Here is a 16,261-nt window from a genome sequence, read left to right as displayed (position 1 = left end):
GTGTAGCAGTTGCCTGGATTTACATTGGCTTGTGGGAATAGCGGTCCCGGCGTTATCGACCGAGATTTCCAGAACCCGGAAATGGTCAGCATCAATAAAAATTGTGAGACTAGATGACTTTCTGCATACATCTGAGGCTGTCATCTGCTTCGTTGGAGAAACAAAAAACGCTGTCGACCAAGGTGTAGTGCCATACCACCTTATAATTAGTCGCCAGCAATAGCTTCAACAGTGACAGTGCAGGATTGTCAAACAAGGCCTCCAGGGAGTCGGTCGAGACTGGGTAGACTTTAACCTGTTCGACTTGCACTGAATTATCATGTAACGCCAACCTGGAGATTTTGCCGGAAAAGAGTATCTTACCCTCAAATTTATCTTTGTTATCATCAAGTTGTAACCAACCCCAGAAGCTTTCGGACTCCATGTCAATATAAAGGGAAAAGCTGATCCGCTTAATCTGGTTATCTGGTCCTTCAACATTTTTTATTACTCGGTACAGACCGTCAATATCTTGAACATCGTGATAGTCATAAATTAAGTTGACTATGATAGAAGCCAGCAGAAATGCGAGGGGAATAATAAATGGCACTATTCTTTCTAGCTTTGACATGCAGTTCCATCCTTGATTTTATTGTATATGGATATTTCATTGTGGCTGACATAAGTACTGATTTTATTGTGTGACTTGTTAATGCAGTCAATTGAAAAAACACCTGTGCCATAACTGAGAATTATTGTATCTTTATCATCGTTTATTTCTGACTTGAGATCGTGAAAATTGACAGTTCCAAGTAACTTATAATTCAGCTTGTGAATGAGTGATTTTATTTCTTTTTGTTCATCCATATTTTCCATTTCTGTAAGGGCGCGAATTCAACTCCGAAGTGCACCACTCGCTAAATTAGGCTGCCTTGCGTAATTCATTGAATACCGCAACAGGTTGCCTGAAGCCGAGGCACTTTCTCGGTCTGGCATTTAATGCCCGTTCAATCTCACTAATTTGCTTATCTGTTACCGTCCGCAAATCGGTGCCTTTCCGTATGTATTGCCGCAGCAAACCGTTGAAGTTTTCATTCAGTCCGCGTTCCCAGGACGAATAAGGGTTAGCGAAGTAGACATCCGTTTTAAGCTTTTCTGCGACCTGTTCGTGGTCACAGAACTCGCTGCCGTTGTCCGCAGTGATAGTTCGAACATAACCTCGATATTTCCACAGCATACCAACCATGGCCCGGGCTACATCGGCTGCGCTTTTCGCTGGCACTTTGCGTATCAGGTACAGCTTACTTTTTCGCTCAACCAGGCTGACAATCGCGCCCGTACCTTGCTTGCCCAGAACCGTGTCAGCTTCCCAGTCTCCGAACCGCTTTTTCTTGTTCACGATAGCGGGACGATGCTCTATGCCTACGCGATTCGGGATAATCACACGCTTCGCACGGTTACCTTTACGGTATCTTCGGTGACTCTGGCGGAGCTGTTTGTACAACTTGCCGCCGCATAATTTATCACGCTGGACATAGCCATAAATCCACTCGTGACTGACGTTATATCCGATGATTTTACCGACACCGGCTATTTGTTCCGGACTCCATTTCTCATTGAGACCGAACTCAACAAAGGTGATGGTCAGTCCAGATATTCTAGACTTCGCGGACTGACAACGGCGTTTTAGTGCCTTCGCCTGAGCGACTTCCGGCAAGTAATGGTTATCCCGAATTCGATTGCGATTTACTTCCCGGCTGATTGTGCTGTGGCTGACTTTCAGACGTTTTCCTATCTCCCGATAACTGAAACCCTCGCGTAAATAGGCCTCAATCTGGTATCGTTGTCCCTCGATCAACTGCTTGTAATTCATGGTAACTACTCATGTTTGTTTGGCGACTACAGAGTATCACCAACAGGCAGTTGATCTCTCCTCACCGTTTAACCATGAGTGGTGCACTTATTATCTGAATTCGGGGGTTATTATTTTTGCTTTTCCATCAGTGTAAATGTCTACTTCAGGAAGGTTTTCTGTCATTGATATTTTTATAGTAAATGGTATAAAAAACAATGAGATTGATGCCATTATTATTGAAATTATCTTGATTGAAGAAGGTTGACTTTGTTTTGACTGACTCGCTGACTCTGTATTTTGACCTTGTTCAGTGGGTGGCTTTTCTTGATTGTCTAACATGAATTCAATTTTGATATGATCTTGCATTGTGTCTAAGCCATATCCAAACCCTTTGACTGTAAATATTAATTCATTGCCTGATATTTCCCTGAATACACGTCTTAGATTAGCGATGGCCACAGGAATAGAGTTTGGAGAGACTACTCTGCCGTTCCAGCCTGTCGATAACAATTTGTCTCTGCTTACTGCTTGCCCTTTATTGTTATACATCTCTTTTAATATATAAAGCTCTGGGGTTGAACACTTATATCTTCTGGTGTTTGTGCTTATGGTTGGGTTGCCGTTGTTTAGGCGAACAGTGATGTTTTCCCTTCCTTTGGTGGTGTCCATCTTGGATCCTATTGATTTTTGGCTTCAACCTAATCTTCTACATGTTTTCATTCTAATAATAAGTGATAAAAAATCCAGCAGTTCAGGTTATAAATTGTTAATCAAAGAAATGTTAAGATTGCAACTTGTTGTTTTGGCGTGAAAATTGTTGGATTTTGAGTTGTTATTTGTCTTCTTTTATTTATTAGGTTTTATAACTATAAGAACAATGATTTTGGTGAGAACCTCCAGGTTACCAGGCTAATGTTATTGATTTAACAGGGTGTCATCTTGTTTGTGGTAGTTGATTCCTGTGGTTTAAGGAGGGAGTATGTTAACGCAGCAGAGAAGCAGCAATATCCATACATGTAAGGAGGGAATCCCTACAGGAGTATCTCACTTTCAAGCGGATTATAAACCTTTGACGCGGGCCCACTTACAAGAAATAGTTACCAGAGAGGTTAATGGCTGTATAAAGAGTATTGCATATGAGGTTTTGTTTAGGCCGGGAATGCAACACAAGAATGTAGAGTTTTTTTATCAGAATCTAGAATATAAAGAACTATTGAATCTATCATTGGAACAGTTACACCAGTTAGCTGTGATTGATTATAGAAACCTTGATGTACTGGCTTTGACCGGACGTAAAATAAAACGTTTGTTTATTAATGTGGAAGCTAGGGTGATAATGGCATTGGAAGCTGAGTTGATTTGGCTCAATGACACATTAAAAAAGCAAGATATTGAGTTGGTTATTGAGATAACTGAGCGTTTAAACCCTGATTGTGCTCACCCGGCTTTTATTAGTGTGGCAAAACTACATGATCTGGGGTTAAAAATAGCTTTAGATGATTTTGAGCCTGAAGGAGATCTAAGGCAATGTTGGATAAGGACAGGATGTGTTGACTATATTAAGCTGATTTTGCCTAATGGTTTTGAATACTCTGAGAAGATAAGAGCAGATTTTATTGAGCATGTCTATCAGTTGAAGGATAAAGCCTTGCTTAAAGTGATTGTTGAAAAGGTCGAGAATTTGGATCAGTTTTTAGCGATGGAATTTGTGCCCTATGATGGTTTACAAGGATATCTCTTTTCAGTACCGGCAGAACTTCTTCCTGTACGGCTAAATAACCATGCCTTACTACGATGACTTATCTGGCGATCGGATAAAAAAGGTCACTGTCACGGCAAAAATTTCTCGTTATCTGAATGTAAAATCTACTGGTAGATTGTGTGAGACTTCTCTGTGCCGTTCCATGGAATGGCACTTTACTCACTCAAGGAAACAAGATGAAAAGCTTAACTCTACTGTTGGCCGGTATGTTACTCAGTGGTGCTGTTTTGGCGGTCGATGAAGAACAAGCATTGCCTCAAGCCAGTGAAACCGACGTTCAACAACTGCAGCAAGCTTGTTTGCAGATGGCTGACGAAGACGCGGTGCCAGCCGAAGAGCGTCAGGAGTATCTGCTGACTTGCGTTAATGATCAACTCAATGAAATGGGTTATCAGTCTTTGGAAAGTTTGCCAGAGGTTAATTAATCTCCACAAAAGCAGCTCATTTGTGTTTTAATTCTCCGGTATACGAGATGTGTTGTTTACCCGGGGGAAGGATACCTTGCTGTTGAGTCTACTTAATACGTCGTGGGGAAATTGCTTCATACCACGACGTAAACTTCTTTTGTTCATCCTACCTTGGCTAAGTGTTTTTCTGGTTTATCCTGCCAAGTCTTCGGCTCAAACTCAACCGTTACGGGTGAGCTTTATTAATCCCGGCTCTGCTCAGGAAAGTTTCTGGGGCGATATAGATAGCCTTATGCTGGTAGCAGCATCAGAGCTGAATATTGAGTTGGAAATATTGCACGCCGACAGGGATCATTTTCGGATGATAGCCTTGGCACAAGAGTTGGCTGCCCGTGAACAGTTACCTCAATATATTATTTTGGTTAATGAAAAAAATGCTGCCGTAAAAATGTTGGCCGCCTTTGAAGGTTTACCTATTAAGACTCTTTTATTGCTCAATGATGTGGCTCCTGAAGTGCGCCATTTGTTGCAACAACAGCCATACTGGCGACAGCATCTGTTACCGCCTTTGGTCCCTGATAATGAACGGATAGGCTTTCTTACTGCGCAGGCCTTGGTGCAGCAGTTGGGGGCCGGGTCGCAACAAGTACTGCTGATTTCCGGCGATAAGGGAACGCCTGCATCAATAGCGCGGACTCAAGGGGCAATAAATGGCTTCAGAGAAAGAGGGGTAGAGCCATTACAAGTCGTCTACGGTCATTGGCAAGAACTAAGAGCCAAGACGCAAACAGAAATTCTGCTGAAACGTTACCCGGGGCTGAAAGGGATCTGGACCGCCAATGATCATATGGCCTTTGGTGCTATTGCGTCGCTGGAGGAAAAGGGGCTCAGGCCAGGAGAGGATATCTTCATTTCCAGTATCAATACTTCCAACAAGGTGCTTGATTGGCGTAGCCAGGGGCGTGTCAGTGTCTTGGGTGGTGGGCATTTGCTGGCGGGGGCAGAGGCGCTCAGGCGCATCCGAGACGACAGTGAGGCCAGGCCCTGGAATAATAAGATACCTTCTATGTTCAGGCTGTTGGTTCCGGGGACAGAGCCTTTCAACTTACTTGAGCAACGAAATTGGCGGGCACTGCTCGTTTGGTACCAACAGACATCGGAAGTAATGCATTGAAACAAAGTTCCGTCATCAGTCATAAGATGACCTTGGTGATCATAGGCGTCAGTTCATTCTTTGCCTTGATGACCATGGCGGCCCAGCTGTTCTGGAATTACCAGGATGGTGTTGAGGGGAGTAATCGCAGGCTTCATGAATATGTTGAGGCAAATCTGCCCGGCATGGCTCAGGCCATTTGGGATGTAGACCATAAGTTGCTGCGGGACATACTGATAGGTATAGGTATGCAGCCTTATGTTTCCGGTGCTTCTTTGTCCAGTGCCGATGGTATCGCCCTGCAGGTAGGAAAGAATCAGGCACTGGACAATGAAATCTTTCTGTTTCCAATAATCTACCGTCAGCAACAGATAGGTGAGCTTAAGGTTCAACGCAGCCGCAACCAACTTTATTATGAGCTATGGCGGCAGATGATCCTGATAGTCGTGGGTAATGGCTTGAAAACCCTGCTGATGATCTATGTGATCCTGACGCTGGTACGTAGCCTGGTTACCGGAAGATTGGCGGCGCTGGCCGCATACGTTAATCGTATCGATTTGGGACAACCGCGAAAAGTGCCCTTGCCTAATGAGGTCGGAGCGGCAAATCAAGATGAAATTGGCAGCGTGGCCCGCGCCATAGAGCAGATGTACCGACGTATTAGAACCGACTTTGCCCGCAAACGCTGGCAGCAGAGGCATTTGACTCGAGGGCAAAGGCAATTGTCCGAGCAGGTGGAATTTAGCCATAAAGAACTGGCTTGGCAGGCCAGAGCCAATGAGTTATTGGCGGATCTATCATTGCAGTTTCTGAAGGTACAGCCAGGGGACGTAGATCAGGCTTTGGCCGATGTGGGTCGTCAGATTGCCGAGTTGTTTGCAGTCGAGCGGGTCACCTTGCTGGAGATCAAAGAGCAACAACTCTGTTATCGTAGCGTGTGGAGTCGCCGCGACGACTTGCTGTCTTCAAGTTACATAGATATCAGTGAGTTGAATCGTTTTTCAGAGCAACTCAACACCAGACATATGATAGTCGTTGAGGATGTGGAAACCCTGCAGTCGGATGATAGCGCCGAATATAGGTTACTCAAACAGTTGCAGTTACGTTCCCTGGCGCTGTTTGCCATCACAGATGGGCAAGACCTGCTGGGGATTTTGTCGCTAAGCAATAGTCAATCTCCAAAACTTTGGCCTCAATCCCGCCGTGCCATGCTGACCCAGTTTGCCGCTGCGCTCAACGAGCTCCTGGTCAGGGAGCGCAGAGATTTGCAGATGTTGGGGCTGCAGCGGGAGCTGTTGGGGCTGAATCACAAACTTAAACAGCTGTCGGAAACCGATGAACTAACTGGATTGGCGAACCGCCGTCCCTTTACTGAATCCCTGGCGCGGTTGCTGGCTTCGAAAGAGGAGGGCGCCTTGATAATGCTGGATGTCGATCATTTTAAAGCTTTTAACGATTGTTTCGGCCATCCAGCCGGTGATCGGGTATTGCAGCGTTTGGCCCAGGCCATGCGTAAAGCGCTTCCTGAACGCGCCTTGCTGGCCAGAGTCGGCGGCGAAGAATTTGCTTTGGTGTTGCCGGGAGTCGACCGCAGGCAAGCTGAGGGTGTTGCCGAAACCTTGTTGACTCAGGTTCGGGAATTGCAAATTACTCATGGCTCAGCCCCCGCAGGTATAGTCACTATCAGTCTTGGGCTGGCACTCCTGACCCAGAATACACGGGATTTGAGTGAGGTTATTCGGGTGGCAGACAAGGCGCTCTATCAGGCTAAACATCAAGGGCGTAATACTTGGTGTATTGCGTAATAGCCTGGAACTCAGTGGTCTGTGAAGGCTTGCAGTAACAGTTGCAACTTGCCGCTTTTTTCCAGTAGGGTGACGCCGCTATTGAATTCTTCCAGCAGTACCATCTTGTGTGGGCTTTGTCTGGATACCAGCATATAGAAGGGTTCTGGCCGAGTGTTGGGAACCACTTGCGTTGCTAACCCAAAGTCCTGGGGGGTGCGATTCATCTGCTTTAAGGTGCCGCTGAAAACCTCCAGCCGTGCCAGAAAGAAGTCACATCGACCCCGTTGCAGTAACTCGGGGATCAACGGCAGATCTTTGCTTAGGGATAGTGGCTGAGAGTTGTCCCAACCGAAGTTACGATAATTGAAACCGCGAATGCCGCAAACTGTGCCTATCTGCGTTAGCTCCGTTAGCGAGTTGAATCTTAGACCCTTTGGGAAGCTCTGTTTGAGAAATACCACCCCAGGGGTGAGGTGGTAATACGAGCGCGATAGCAAGAACTTACGCCGTCGCTCGGGGTTGGCTGAGGCGCTCATGGCGGCATCTATCTTGCCCAATTCCACTTCCAACATGCACCTTGGCCAGGGAAGGGCGATGATGTGTAACTGCCAACGCGGTGGTGTAAACAGTCGATAAAGCAACTGAATATCATAGCCGTCACTGTTATGGGACTTACGGCCATCTATTCTGGAAAAGTAATTGAAAGGAGGAAATTCAGACTCTTCGACACATATTTTTAATGGTATGCCGCTAAGCTCATCTTTTGCGTTGGAGACCGGTGAGATAAGCATCACTGTCAAAAATGCTGCAAACGGATATAATGTGAACTTCATTCCGGTAGAAGAAGCCTGCAATGGGTTTCTTGGAGTATAGCAAAGCCACTCAATTCGCCAGTTTAGTACCCGTACCGGTAACCAGTTAGCCTTTAGACCTCCCAGTCACTCCACATTCAGGCCTGGACAAGGGCACGGCATAGAAGCGCTTTGTAACTAACCTAAGGTGTTGTATGAGTTTATTCGATAATTTGGTGATTATCTTTTGCCTGATCGGAACCAGCTGCTTTTTTTCCATGTCTGAAATTGCCCTGGCCGCTTCCCGTAAAATCCGTTTGCGACAGATGGCCGATGAGGGAGATTTGCGCGCCGAAAAAGTGTTGGCGCTGCAAACCACTCCGGGTAGTTTTTTCACCGTAGTGCAGATTGGTCTCAATGCCGTTGCCATCATGGGTGGTATAGTCGGTGAGTCTGCTTTTACCCCTTATTTTGCGGCAGCTTTGGCCCATGTGGTTCCGCCGCCCTGGGTCGGACAACTCAGTTTTGTGTTGTCTTTCGTATTGGTGACCAGTCTGTTTATTCTGATCGCCGACCTGATGCCTAAACGGGTTGCCATGGCCTTACCGGAGAAAGTGGCCGTTAACTTGGTAAACCCTATGCTTATCTGTATTGCCTTGCTGCGCCCCTTTGTATGGGTATTCAACGGCATGGCCAACGGTATCTTCAAACTGCTGCAGATACCTACTGCTCGCAATGATGAAATCACCCCTGACGATATCTACGCCATTATGGATGCCGGTGCCGAGGCCGGTGTACTGGATAAGGGTGAACAGCAGATGATTGAGAATGTGTTCGAGATGCAATCTGTCAGCGTCACCTCGGCAATGACCGCCCGTGAGAGCCTGGTGTATTTCCTGTTGCAGGATGATGAAGACGCTATCAAGAAAAAAATCGCCGAGGATCCGCACAACAAGTTTTTGGTGTGTGATGGTCAGCTGGACAATATCAAAGGGGTGGTGGACGCCAAGGAACTGCTGCTGCGGGTGATCAACGGCCGTAAGATAGATTTGAAAGATACCTCGTTAGTGCGCAACTGCCTGATCATTCCCGACACCCTGAGCCTGTCGGAAGCCATGGAATATTTCCGTCATCACAGGGCCGACTTTGCCGTGGTGATGAATGAATACGCCCTGGTGGTAGGGATAGTGACTACTGACGATCTGCAAAGTGCGGTAATGGGCGCCTGGTCGCTGCATGAAAGTGAAGAGCAGATAGTGCCCCGTGATGCCAACTCCTGGCTGGTGGACGGGGTGACGCCGATAACCGATGTGATGCGTGCCTTTGGTATTGAGGAGTTTCCGCAAAACCAAAACTATGAAACCATCGCCGGTTTTATGATGTATACGTTACGCAAGATCCCCAAGCGCACCGACTCGGTTAACTACGCAGGTTATAAGTTTGAGGTGGTGGACATAGATGCCTACAAGGTTGACCAGTTGCTGGTTACCCGCCTCTTGCCTCAGGAAGATCAACTGCCCAAGGATGAAGAGTCACTCGATATTTAAGGTAAGCTCGAAGGGCGTGGCATACAGACCATAGACTGAGTTATGCATCTTGCAGAGGACTCGGTCATAGTCGGTAAAGCCCGCCCGACTTTCCAAGCCCCGAAGGACGTGGCTTACAAGCCTGCCTGCTGTGTTGTGCTTCTTGCAAAGGACTAGGGCCATTTGCTGCGAACCACGCCTTGTATCCAGGCCTGTAAGCCGACGCAGAGCACGCATGGGACTTGTTCGCACCTTCCTTTAGCTAAATCACTTCCAGAAATGCACTCACCAAGGGATCCTGGCGCCGCTTGGCCTTGCAGCAGCACCCCAGTTCAAAGGGGGCTATCTCGGCCGGTGAGGCCAGGGTTTTTATCCTCTCGCCCAGTGGACTATTGGCTACCACGACATCCGGAGTGATGCTGACACCGCAGCCCAGAGCCACCATGGGCACTATCGCCTCGTGGCCCGATACCTGGGCATAGATATTGGCCTTGATCCCCATCGCCTTGAACCAGCGTTCGGCCCGTAAACGCCCGGGGCCGTGGTCGGGCACGATAAAGGGCAGTTGCTCCCAGGGAATAGGGTTTTGCGCCAGCAGCGACTGCAATTGACAGTTGATGGTGGGCGCGATAATCGATAGTGGCACCTCTCCTATGGGGGCAAAGTGCAGGCTCGGCGGAAAGTCCTGCGGCAGAGCGGCGATGGCGATATCCGCCCTCTGCTGCTGAATTTCCTGCACCGCATCTGCGGCATCACCTGTGGTGAGTTTGATATCGACCAGGGGCTGCTGGCGGCGAAACTTATCCAATAGGGCCGGCAGGTGGCTGTAGGCGGCTGTGACTGAGCAATAGAGTTGCAATGTGCCCCTCAGCAGCTTTTGCTGCGGATCCAGCTCGCGGCGCAGCTCCTGCCACTGAGTCAATGTCTGGCTGGCGAAGCGGCGAAAGGCTTCGCCTGCGTGGGTCAGGGTAACGCTGCGGTTGTCCCGTTCCAGCAGCTTGCTGCCCACTTCATCTTCCAGCCTTTGCAGGGTGCGGCTTAAGGTTGAAGGGCTGACATGCATCCGGGTGGCGGTGCGGGAAAAATGCAGGGTGTCGCAGAGATCCAGATAGAGTTTTATCGCCCGAATATCCATGCCGTTTTGCCTCTCTTGTTGTTGCGTTTTGTGCAACATGACATGCCGAATATATCATTTCAAGCAATTTAAACCATGGGCTATAGTGATTTGCATCACTGAGCCGTTTCGGCTTGGTCCCAGGAATTCGGTTAAACAGGTGGCTAAGATGGCAAATTACTTCAATACCTTGAATCTGCGGCAACAGTTGGCACAGCTGAGCCAGTGCCGTTTTATGGAACGCAGCGAGTTTGAAAACGGCTGTAACTATATCAAGGACTGGAATATTGTCATCCTTGGTTGTGGTGCCCAGGGGCTCAATCAGGGGTTGAACATGCGTGACTCAGGGCTGAACATCGCCTATGCCCTGCGCAGCGAAGCCATCGCCGAGAAACGCGCCTCCTGGCAGCGAGCCACCGAAAACGGTTTCAAGGTGGGCACCTTCGAAGAGCTGATCCCCGGGGCCGATCTGGTACTGAACCTGACACCGGACAAGCAGCACACTCCTGTGGTCAATGCGGTAATGCCCTTGATGAAGCAAGGTGCGACCCTGTCCTATTCCCACGGTTTCAACATAGTGGAAGAGGGGATGCAGGTGCGTCCGGACATTACTGTCATCATGGTGGCGCCCAAGTGCCCCGGTACCGAAGTGCGTGAGGAATACAAGCGTGGCTTCGGGGTTCCGACACTGATCGCCGTGCATCCTGAGAACGATCCCAATGGCGACGGCCTGGAGATCGCCAAGGCCTATGCCAGTGCTACCGGCGGCGATCGCGCTGGCGTGCTGCACTCCTCGTTTATCGCCGAGGTGAAGTCTGATCTGATGGGCGAGCAGACCATTCTCTGCGGCATGCTGCAGACAGGGGCGATTCTGGGTTACGACAAGATGGTGGCTGATGGCGTTGAGCCGGGATATGCCGCCAAGCTTATCCAGCAGGGCTGGGAAACCATCACAGAGGCGCTCAAGCATGGTGGTATCACCAATATGATGGATCGCTTGTCCAACCCGGCCAAGATCAAGGCGTTTGAGATTGCCGAAGAGCTTAAGGTGTTGCTGACCCCGTTGTTTGAAAAACATATGGACGACATCATCAGCGGCGAGTTTTCCGCCACCATGATGGCCGACTGGGCCAATGACGACGCCAATTTGCTGCGCTGGCGTGAAGAGACCAATAACACCGGCTTTGAAAAAGCGCCGACCTGCGCCGAGCAGATAGATGAGCAGACCTATTTCGACAAGGGGATCTTGCTGGTGGCCATGATCAAGGCCGGGGTGGAACTGGCGTTCGATACCATGGTGGATGCCGGGATCATCGAAGAGTCGGCCTATTACGAGTCGCTGCATGAGACGCCGCTGATTGCCAACACCATAGCCCGTAAACGCCTTTATGAGATGAACGTAGTGATCTCGGATACCGCCGAATATGGCTGTTACCTGTTCAACCATGCCGCCGTGCCGCTGCTGCGTGACTATGTCAACGCCCTCTCTCCCGAGGTCCTGGGCGCCGGTCTCAAGGATTCGGGCAATGGGGTCGATAATCTGCGTCTGATCGAGGTCAACGAAGCGATTCGCCATACGGCCGTCGAATATGTCGGTGCCGAACTTCGCGGTTACATGACTGAAATGAAAAGGATAAACCTGCAAGATTGACGTAAACGTCAGCTTGATTGCCGCCGGCGGCAATCAAGCTGTTTAGGCGAGCCATTGGCGAGGGTGTACTAGCCAAGCCAAGTTGGAAGATTTTCAGGTTGTGAATTTTTTTGTTGTGTTCTGAAAACACTTTATGGTAATGGTTAATAAGTGCGCTGCCAAAGGGCTCGCCAAGCAGATAAATTGAATACAGGAAACTGTCTGAGAAATGTTTAACTTAAGCGCCAAGCTCCTCCTCGTGATTATTACCGTCGTGATTATTCCATCACAGCGGGGGCGGCTCGTGGCGCGACGACAGACCAGATAGGGTCAGAAATTGCAAACAAACCCCCCGCTCCGAAAGGACCGGGGGGTTTGTCGTTTCAGGGCCATTGAAAACTTAAACAGCAGCAAAAATAGGCGAGATAACAAGATGGAACAAGGGCAGAAGATCAGCGGCAGTGAAGCAGTTATCAAGGTATTGGCCGCCCATGGGGTGAACACGGTTTTTGGTTATCCCGGCGGCGCCATCATGCCTATCTACGATGCTCTCTACGACAGCCAGGTCGAACATCTGCTCTCCCGTCATGAACAGGGCGCCGCCTTCGCCGCCGTCGGTTATGCCCGCTCAAGCGGCAAGACGGGCGTCTGCCTGGCTACCTCGGGCCCGGGGGCGACCAATCTGATCACCGCCTTGGCAGATGCGCTGTTGGACTCAGTGCCGCTGGTGGCCATCACGGGCCAGGTTTCCACCTCCGTGATAGGCACAGATGCCTTTCAGGAGATGGACGTGCTGGGCATGAGCCTGTCATGTACCAAACACAGTTTTATGGTGACCCGCGCCGAGGAACTGGTTGCTACCCTGTACCGCGCCTTCGAAATCGCCGCCTCCGGCCGTCCCGGTCCTGTGTTGGTGGATATCCCCAAAGACATCCAACTTGCCCAAGTGGAATACAAGGCGCCGTTGCAGGCGGTGCCCGATGAGCCGGAGCTGGACCAGGCGGCTTTGGCGGAAGCCAACGCTTTGCTGGCGGCCGCGCGCCAACCCATGTTGTACGTCGGTGGCGGCGTCGGTATGGCGGGCGCAGTGGAGCCGCTGCGGGCCTTTATTCAGCGTAGCGGTATTCCTTCGGTGGCAACGCTCAAGGGGCTGGGCGCCATAGCCCACGGCACTCAAGGTTACCTGGGCATGCTGGGGATGCACGGCAACAAGGCCGCCAATCTGGCGGTGCAGCAGTGTGATCTGCTGCTGGTGGTCGGTGCCCGTTTCGATGACAGGGTCACGGGTAGGCTTGAGAGCTTTGCCAGCAAGGCCAAGGTGATCCACCTGGATATCGATGCTGCCGAACTTGGCAAACTGCGCCAGCCGGATGTGGCAATGGATGGGGACTTAAGAAGCATATTGACGCAACTGGCGCCGCAAGCGCTGCAGATAGCGCCCTGGCAAGCGGAAGTCGAGCATCTGCGGGCGCTGCACCAGTGGGATTACGCCCATCCAGGCTCACTCATCTATGCGCCGGCCATGTTGCGTCGTCTGGCCAACAAGCTGCCGAGCGACTCTGTGGTGAGCTGTGATGTCGGCCAGCACCAGATGTGGGTTGCCCAGCATATGCATTTTCGCCGCCCGGAAGATCATCTTTCCAGTGCCGGGCTTGGCACCATGGGCTTTGGCTTGCCGGCGGCCATAGGCGCGCAGATGGCAAGGCCGGATGCCACTGTGGTCACGGTTTCCGGCGATGGTTCTTTCATGATGAATGTGCAGGAGCTGACCACCATCAAGCGTCGTAAACTGCCGGTGAAGATACTTTTGATAGATAACCAGAAGTTGGGCATGGTGAAACAGTGGCAACAGCTGTTTTTTGAAGAGAGATACAGCGAAACCGACCTGTCCGATAACCCCGACTTTGTTACCCTGGCGTCCTCCTTCGATATCCCCGGACGCACCATCTACTCGGCCGATGAGGTTGAGCAGGCACTGGATGAGATGCTCAGTGCCAAAGGCCCCTTCCTGCTGCACGTCGCCATAGACGATGCCTTTAATGTCTGGCCGCTGGTTCCCCCCGGCGCCTCCAACTGTGAAATGATGGAACAAACGGAGAAGCGATCATGATCCATAATCTGGAATTGACCCTGGAACAACGCCCCGAAGTACTGGAACGTGTATTGCGGGTAACCCGCCACCGCGGCTTTACCGTCCGCGATATGCACATGACACTGGCCGAGGATCAGCGCCTGCAGCTGGCAATGGCAGTCGACAGTGACAGAGCCATAGAGCTACTGAGCCGTCAGTTGACTAAGCTGGTAGACGTGGCCCGCTGCACTGTGCGGCCCGCAAGCTGCCTCTCCCGTACCGTCAACGGCTAACCAAGAATCATCAGAATAAGCGTAAGGAATTGAGCAATGCCCAAACTCAGATCAGCAACCAGTACCGAAGGCCGCAACATGGCCGGAGCCCGAGCCCTTTGGCGTGCCACAGGGGTCAAGGAAGGCGACTTCGGTAAGCCCATTATCGCCATTGCCAATTCCTTCACTCAGTTTGTTCCCGGTCATGTGCATCTGAAAGACATGGGCTCTCTGGTGGCATCGGCCATCGAAGAGGCCGGCGGCATCGCCAAAGAGTTCAACACCATAGCGGTCGATGACGGCATCGCCATGGGCCATGGCGGCATGCTTTATTCCCTGCCTTCCCGTGAACTGATTGCCGACAGCGTCGAGTATATGGTCAATGCCCACTGCGCCGATGCTCTGGTGTGTATCTCCAACTGCGACAAGATCACCCCCGGCATGTTGATGGCGGCGCTGCGGCTCAATATCCCCGTGGTATTTGTCTCCGGCGGGCCTATGGAAGCGGGCAAGACCAAACTGTCCGATAAACTTATCAAGCTGGATCTGGTGGATGCCATGGTGGCGGCGGCCGATGACAGGGTATCCGATGCCGACAGCGAGAAAATCGAACGCAGCGCCTGCCCAACCTGTGGCAGCTGCTCCGGCATGTTTACCGCCAACTCGATGAACTGCCTGACCGAGGCGTTGGGGCTGTCGCTGCCGGGCAACGGCTCCATGTTGGCGACCCACAGTGATCGACGCGAACTGTTTCTGGAGGCGGGCAGAAGAGTGATGGCGCTGGCCAAGCGTTACTACTCGGATGATGATGTCTCGGTATTGCCGCGCAATATCGCCAACTTCAAGGCGTTCGAGAATGCCATGACCTTGGATATCGCCATGGGTGGTTCTTCCAACACCGTGCTGCACCTGTTGGCGGCGGCTCAGGAAGCCGAAGTGGATTTCACCATGACGGATATCGACCGTCTCAGCCGCAAGGTGCCGCACCTTTGCAAGGTGGCACCTTCGACCCCTAAATACCATATGGAAGATGTCCACAGAGCCGGTGGCGTAATGGGGATCTTGGGTGAGCTGGAACGCGCCGGTTTATTGCATACTGATGTTAACCATGTGGCTTCCGATGATGGCTCGCTTGAGTCTGTGCTGGCCAATTATGATGTGATGCGCACCGAGTCTGCGAAGGTAAAAGACTTCTTCCGTGCCGGTCCCGCGGGGATCCCTACTACCCAGGCCTTCAGGCAGGATTGCCGCTGGCCATCACTGGATACAGATCGCCGCGAAGGTTGTATCCGCAGCCGCGAGTTTGCCTTCAGTCAGGAAGGGGGCTTGGCGGTACTGTCCGGTAATCTGGCCGAGCATGGCTGCATAGTGAAAACCGCCGGGGTGGATGAATCCAACCTCAGGTTCAAAGGCGTGGCCAGGGTATATGAGAGCCAGGACGAGGCCGTTGCCGGGATCCTCGGCGGTGAAGTGGTCGCCGGGGATGTGGTGGTTATTCGCTACGAAGGCCCTAAAGGTGGCCCTGGCATGCAGGAGATGCTTTATCCCACCAGTTACCTCAAGTCCCGCGGTTTGGGCAAGGCCTGCGCCTTAATCACAGATGGCCGCTTCTCCGGCGGTACGTCCGGGCTGTCCATAGGCCATGTGTCACCGGAAGCCGCCTCAGGGGGCACTATCGCCTTGATTGAAAATGGCGATGCCATTGAAATCGATATCCCGGCCCGCAGCATCACACTTAAGCTGAGCGATGCTGAGCTCGCCCAGCGCCGTGAGGCGATGCAGGCCAAGGGGCCTTTGGCTTGGAAGCCGTTGGCACGGGTGCGCCCTGTGTCGTTGGCGCTCAAGGCTTATGCCATGTTGGCCACCAGTGCCGACAAGGGCGCCGTGCGCGATCGCACTAAGTTGGAGGGCTAG

The 16,261-nt window shown here is 51.1% G+C and carries 14 protein-coding genes; 9 read left to right on the top strand and 5 right to left on the bottom strand.

The genetic code is table 11. The annotated features are described in order from the left end of the window. Positions 1-109: 109 nt before the first annotated feature. The 3 genes from WKR14_RS19115 to WKR14_RS19105 form a co-directional block, all read right to left on the bottom strand. Positions 110-610 (bottom strand): hypothetical protein, encoded by a 501-nt coding sequence (locus WKR14_RS19115; protein ID WP_101056458.1) that lies wholly within the window; start codon positions 608-610, stop codon positions 110-112. A 291-nt stretch (positions 611-901) separates the two neighbouring features. After that, the gene (locus tag WKR14_RS19110; protein WP_001107060.1) at positions 902-1,852 is read right to left on the bottom strand and encodes an IS30 family transposase; all 951 of its coding nucleotides are present in this window, start codon (positions 1,850-1,852) and stop codon (positions 902-904) included. A 90-nt stretch (positions 1,853-1,942) separates the two neighbouring features. Continuing rightward, positions 1,943-2,503, bottom strand: a complete 561-nt coding sequence (locus tag WKR14_RS19105; protein ID WP_339087099.1) for a winged helix-turn-helix domain-containing protein — start codon at positions 2,501-2,503, stop codon at positions 1,943-1,945. Positions 2,504-2,813: 310 nt separating this feature from the next. Between WKR14_RS19105 and WKR14_RS19100 the strand changes: the two genes are divergently transcribed. The 4 genes from WKR14_RS19100 to WKR14_RS19085 all read left to right on the top strand — a co-directional run bounded on the left by WKR14_RS19100 (position 2,814) and on the right by WKR14_RS19085 (position 6,961). Continuing rightward, a complete protein-coding gene (locus tag WKR14_RS19100; RefSeq protein WP_335921722.1) occupies positions 2,814-3,632 on the top strand; it encodes an EAL domain-containing protein in 819 nt (272 codons plus the stop codon). Positions 3,633-3,772: 140 nt separating this feature from the next. Continuing rightward, positions 3,773-4,021 carry a hypothetical protein gene (locus tag WKR14_RS19095; RefSeq protein ID WP_101056455.1) on the top strand — a complete coding sequence of 83 codons (249 nt, stop codon included), beginning with the start codon at positions 3,773-3,775 and terminating at the stop codon, positions 4,019-4,021. A 49-nt stretch (positions 4,022-4,070) separates the two neighbouring features. Then, positions 4,071-5,177 (top strand): ABC transporter substrate-binding protein, encoded by a 1,107-nt coding sequence (locus WKR14_RS19090; RefSeq protein ID WP_318245791.1) that lies wholly within the window; start codon positions 4,071-4,073, stop codon positions 5,175-5,177. Then, the gene (locus WKR14_RS19085; RefSeq protein ID WP_165565790.1) at positions 5,174-6,961 is read left to right on the top strand and encodes a GGDEF domain-containing protein; all 1,788 of its coding nucleotides are present in this window, start codon (positions 5,174-5,176) and stop codon (positions 6,959-6,961) included. Before WKR14_RS19090 ends, WKR14_RS19085 begins: the two co-directional genes overlap by 4 nt. Before the next feature lie 11 nt (positions 6,962-6,972). Here the strand turns inward: WKR14_RS19085 and WKR14_RS19080 are convergent, their stop codons facing one another. Then, on the bottom strand, positions 6,973-7,776 hold the full coding sequence (locus WKR14_RS19080; RefSeq protein WP_335921720.1) for a substrate-binding periplasmic protein: 804 nt from the start codon (positions 7,774-7,776) through the stop codon (positions 6,973-6,975). A 173-nt stretch (positions 7,777-7,949) separates the two neighbouring features. On the opposite strand from WKR14_RS19080, the gene WKR14_RS19075 reads away from it, so the two are divergent. Next, positions 7,950-9,281, top strand: coding sequence for a hemolysin family protein (locus WKR14_RS19075; protein WP_101056451.1), 1,332 nt, complete (start codon positions 7,950-7,952; stop codon positions 9,279-9,281). Between the two features lie 241 nt (positions 9,282-9,522). Here WKR14_RS19075 and ilvY read toward each other — a convergent pair whose 3' ends face one another. Continuing rightward, on the bottom strand, positions 9,523-10,395 hold the full coding sequence (ilvY, locus tag WKR14_RS19070) for an HTH-type transcriptional activator IlvY (RefSeq protein ID WP_025010072.1): 873 nt from the start codon (positions 10,393-10,395) through the stop codon (positions 9,523-9,525). A gap of 148 nt (positions 10,396-10,543) precedes the next feature. On the opposite strand from ilvY, the gene ilvC reads away from it, so the two are divergent. The 4 genes from ilvC to ilvD all read left to right on the top strand — a co-directional run bounded on the left by ilvC (position 10,544) and on the right by ilvD (position 16,261). Continuing rightward, positions 10,544-12,025, top strand: a complete 1,482-nt coding sequence (ilvC, locus tag WKR14_RS19065) for a ketol-acid reductoisomerase (protein ID WP_286996504.1) — start codon at positions 10,544-10,546, stop codon at positions 12,023-12,025. A 412-nt stretch (positions 12,026-12,437) separates the two neighbouring features. Next, the gene (gene ilvG / locus WKR14_RS19060; RefSeq protein ID WP_100143442.1) at positions 12,438-14,114 is read left to right on the top strand and encodes an acetolactate synthase 2 catalytic subunit; all 1,677 of its coding nucleotides are present in this window, start codon (positions 12,438-12,440) and stop codon (positions 14,112-14,114) included. Next, entirely contained in the window at positions 14,111-14,368 is a 258-nt protein-coding gene (gene ilvM, locus WKR14_RS19055; protein WP_025889838.1) for an acetolactate synthase 2 small subunit, read from the top strand. Before ilvG ends, ilvM begins: the two co-directional genes overlap by 4 nt. 36 nt (positions 14,369-14,404) lie before the next feature. Next, positions 14,405-16,261, top strand: a complete 1,857-nt coding sequence (ilvD, locus tag WKR14_RS19050) for a dihydroxy-acid dehydratase (RefSeq protein ID WP_165565788.1) — start codon at positions 14,405-14,407, stop codon at positions 16,259-16,261.

Origin of the sequence: Shewanella chilikensis, assembly GCF_037953065.1 — a bacterium.
In the GTDB taxonomy this organism is placed as follows: Bacteria; Pseudomonadota; Gammaproteobacteria; order Enterobacterales; family Shewanellaceae; genus Shewanella; species Shewanella chilikensis.
Note: the sequence above shows the minus strand (reverse complement) of the source record. Positions and strands in the feature narration are given on the sequence as shown.

Bases quoted from the DNA above. Each gene is read 5' to 3' on its own strand.
- ilvY (WP_025010072.1), bottom strand. From the start codon at position 10,395: ATGGATATTCGGGCGATAAAACTCTATCTGGATCTCTGCGACACCCTG.
- WKR14_RS19080 (WP_335921720.1), bottom strand. From the start codon at position 7,776: ATGAAGTTCACATTATATCCGTTTGCAGCATTTTTGACAGTGATGCTT.
- WKR14_RS19075 (WP_101056451.1), top strand. From the start codon at position 7,950: ATGAGTTTATTCGATAATTTGGTGATTATCTTTTGCCTGATCGGAACC.
- WKR14_RS19105 (WP_339087099.1), bottom strand. From the start codon at position 2,503: ATGGACACCACCAAAGGAAGGGAAAACATCACTGTTCGCCTAAACAAC.
- ilvG (WP_100143442.1), top strand. From the start codon at position 12,438: ATGGAACAAGGGCAGAAGATCAGCGGCAGTGAAGCAGTTATCAAGGTA.
- WKR14_RS19100 (WP_335921722.1), top strand. From the start codon at position 2,814: ATGTTAACGCAGCAGAGAAGCAGCAATATCCATACATGTAAGGAGGGA.
- ilvD (WP_165565788.1), top strand. From the start codon at position 14,405: ATGCCCAAACTCAGATCAGCAACCAGTACCGAAGGCCGCAACATGGCC.
- ilvC (WP_286996504.1), top strand. From the start codon at position 10,544: ATGGCAAATTACTTCAATACCTTGAATCTGCGGCAACAGTTGGCACAG.
- WKR14_RS19110 (WP_001107060.1), bottom strand. From the start codon at position 1,852: ATGAATTACAAGCAGTTGATCGAGGGACAACGATACCAGATTGAGGCC.
- WKR14_RS19115 (WP_101056458.1), bottom strand. From the start codon at position 610: ATGTCAAAGCTAGAAAGAATAGTGCCATTTATTATTCCCCTCGCATTT.
- WKR14_RS19095 (WP_101056455.1), top strand. From the start codon at position 3,773: ATGAAAAGCTTAACTCTACTGTTGGCCGGTATGTTACTCAGTGGTGCT.
- ilvM (WP_025889838.1), top strand. From the start codon at position 14,111: ATGATCCATAATCTGGAATTGACCCTGGAACAACGCCCCGAAGTACTG.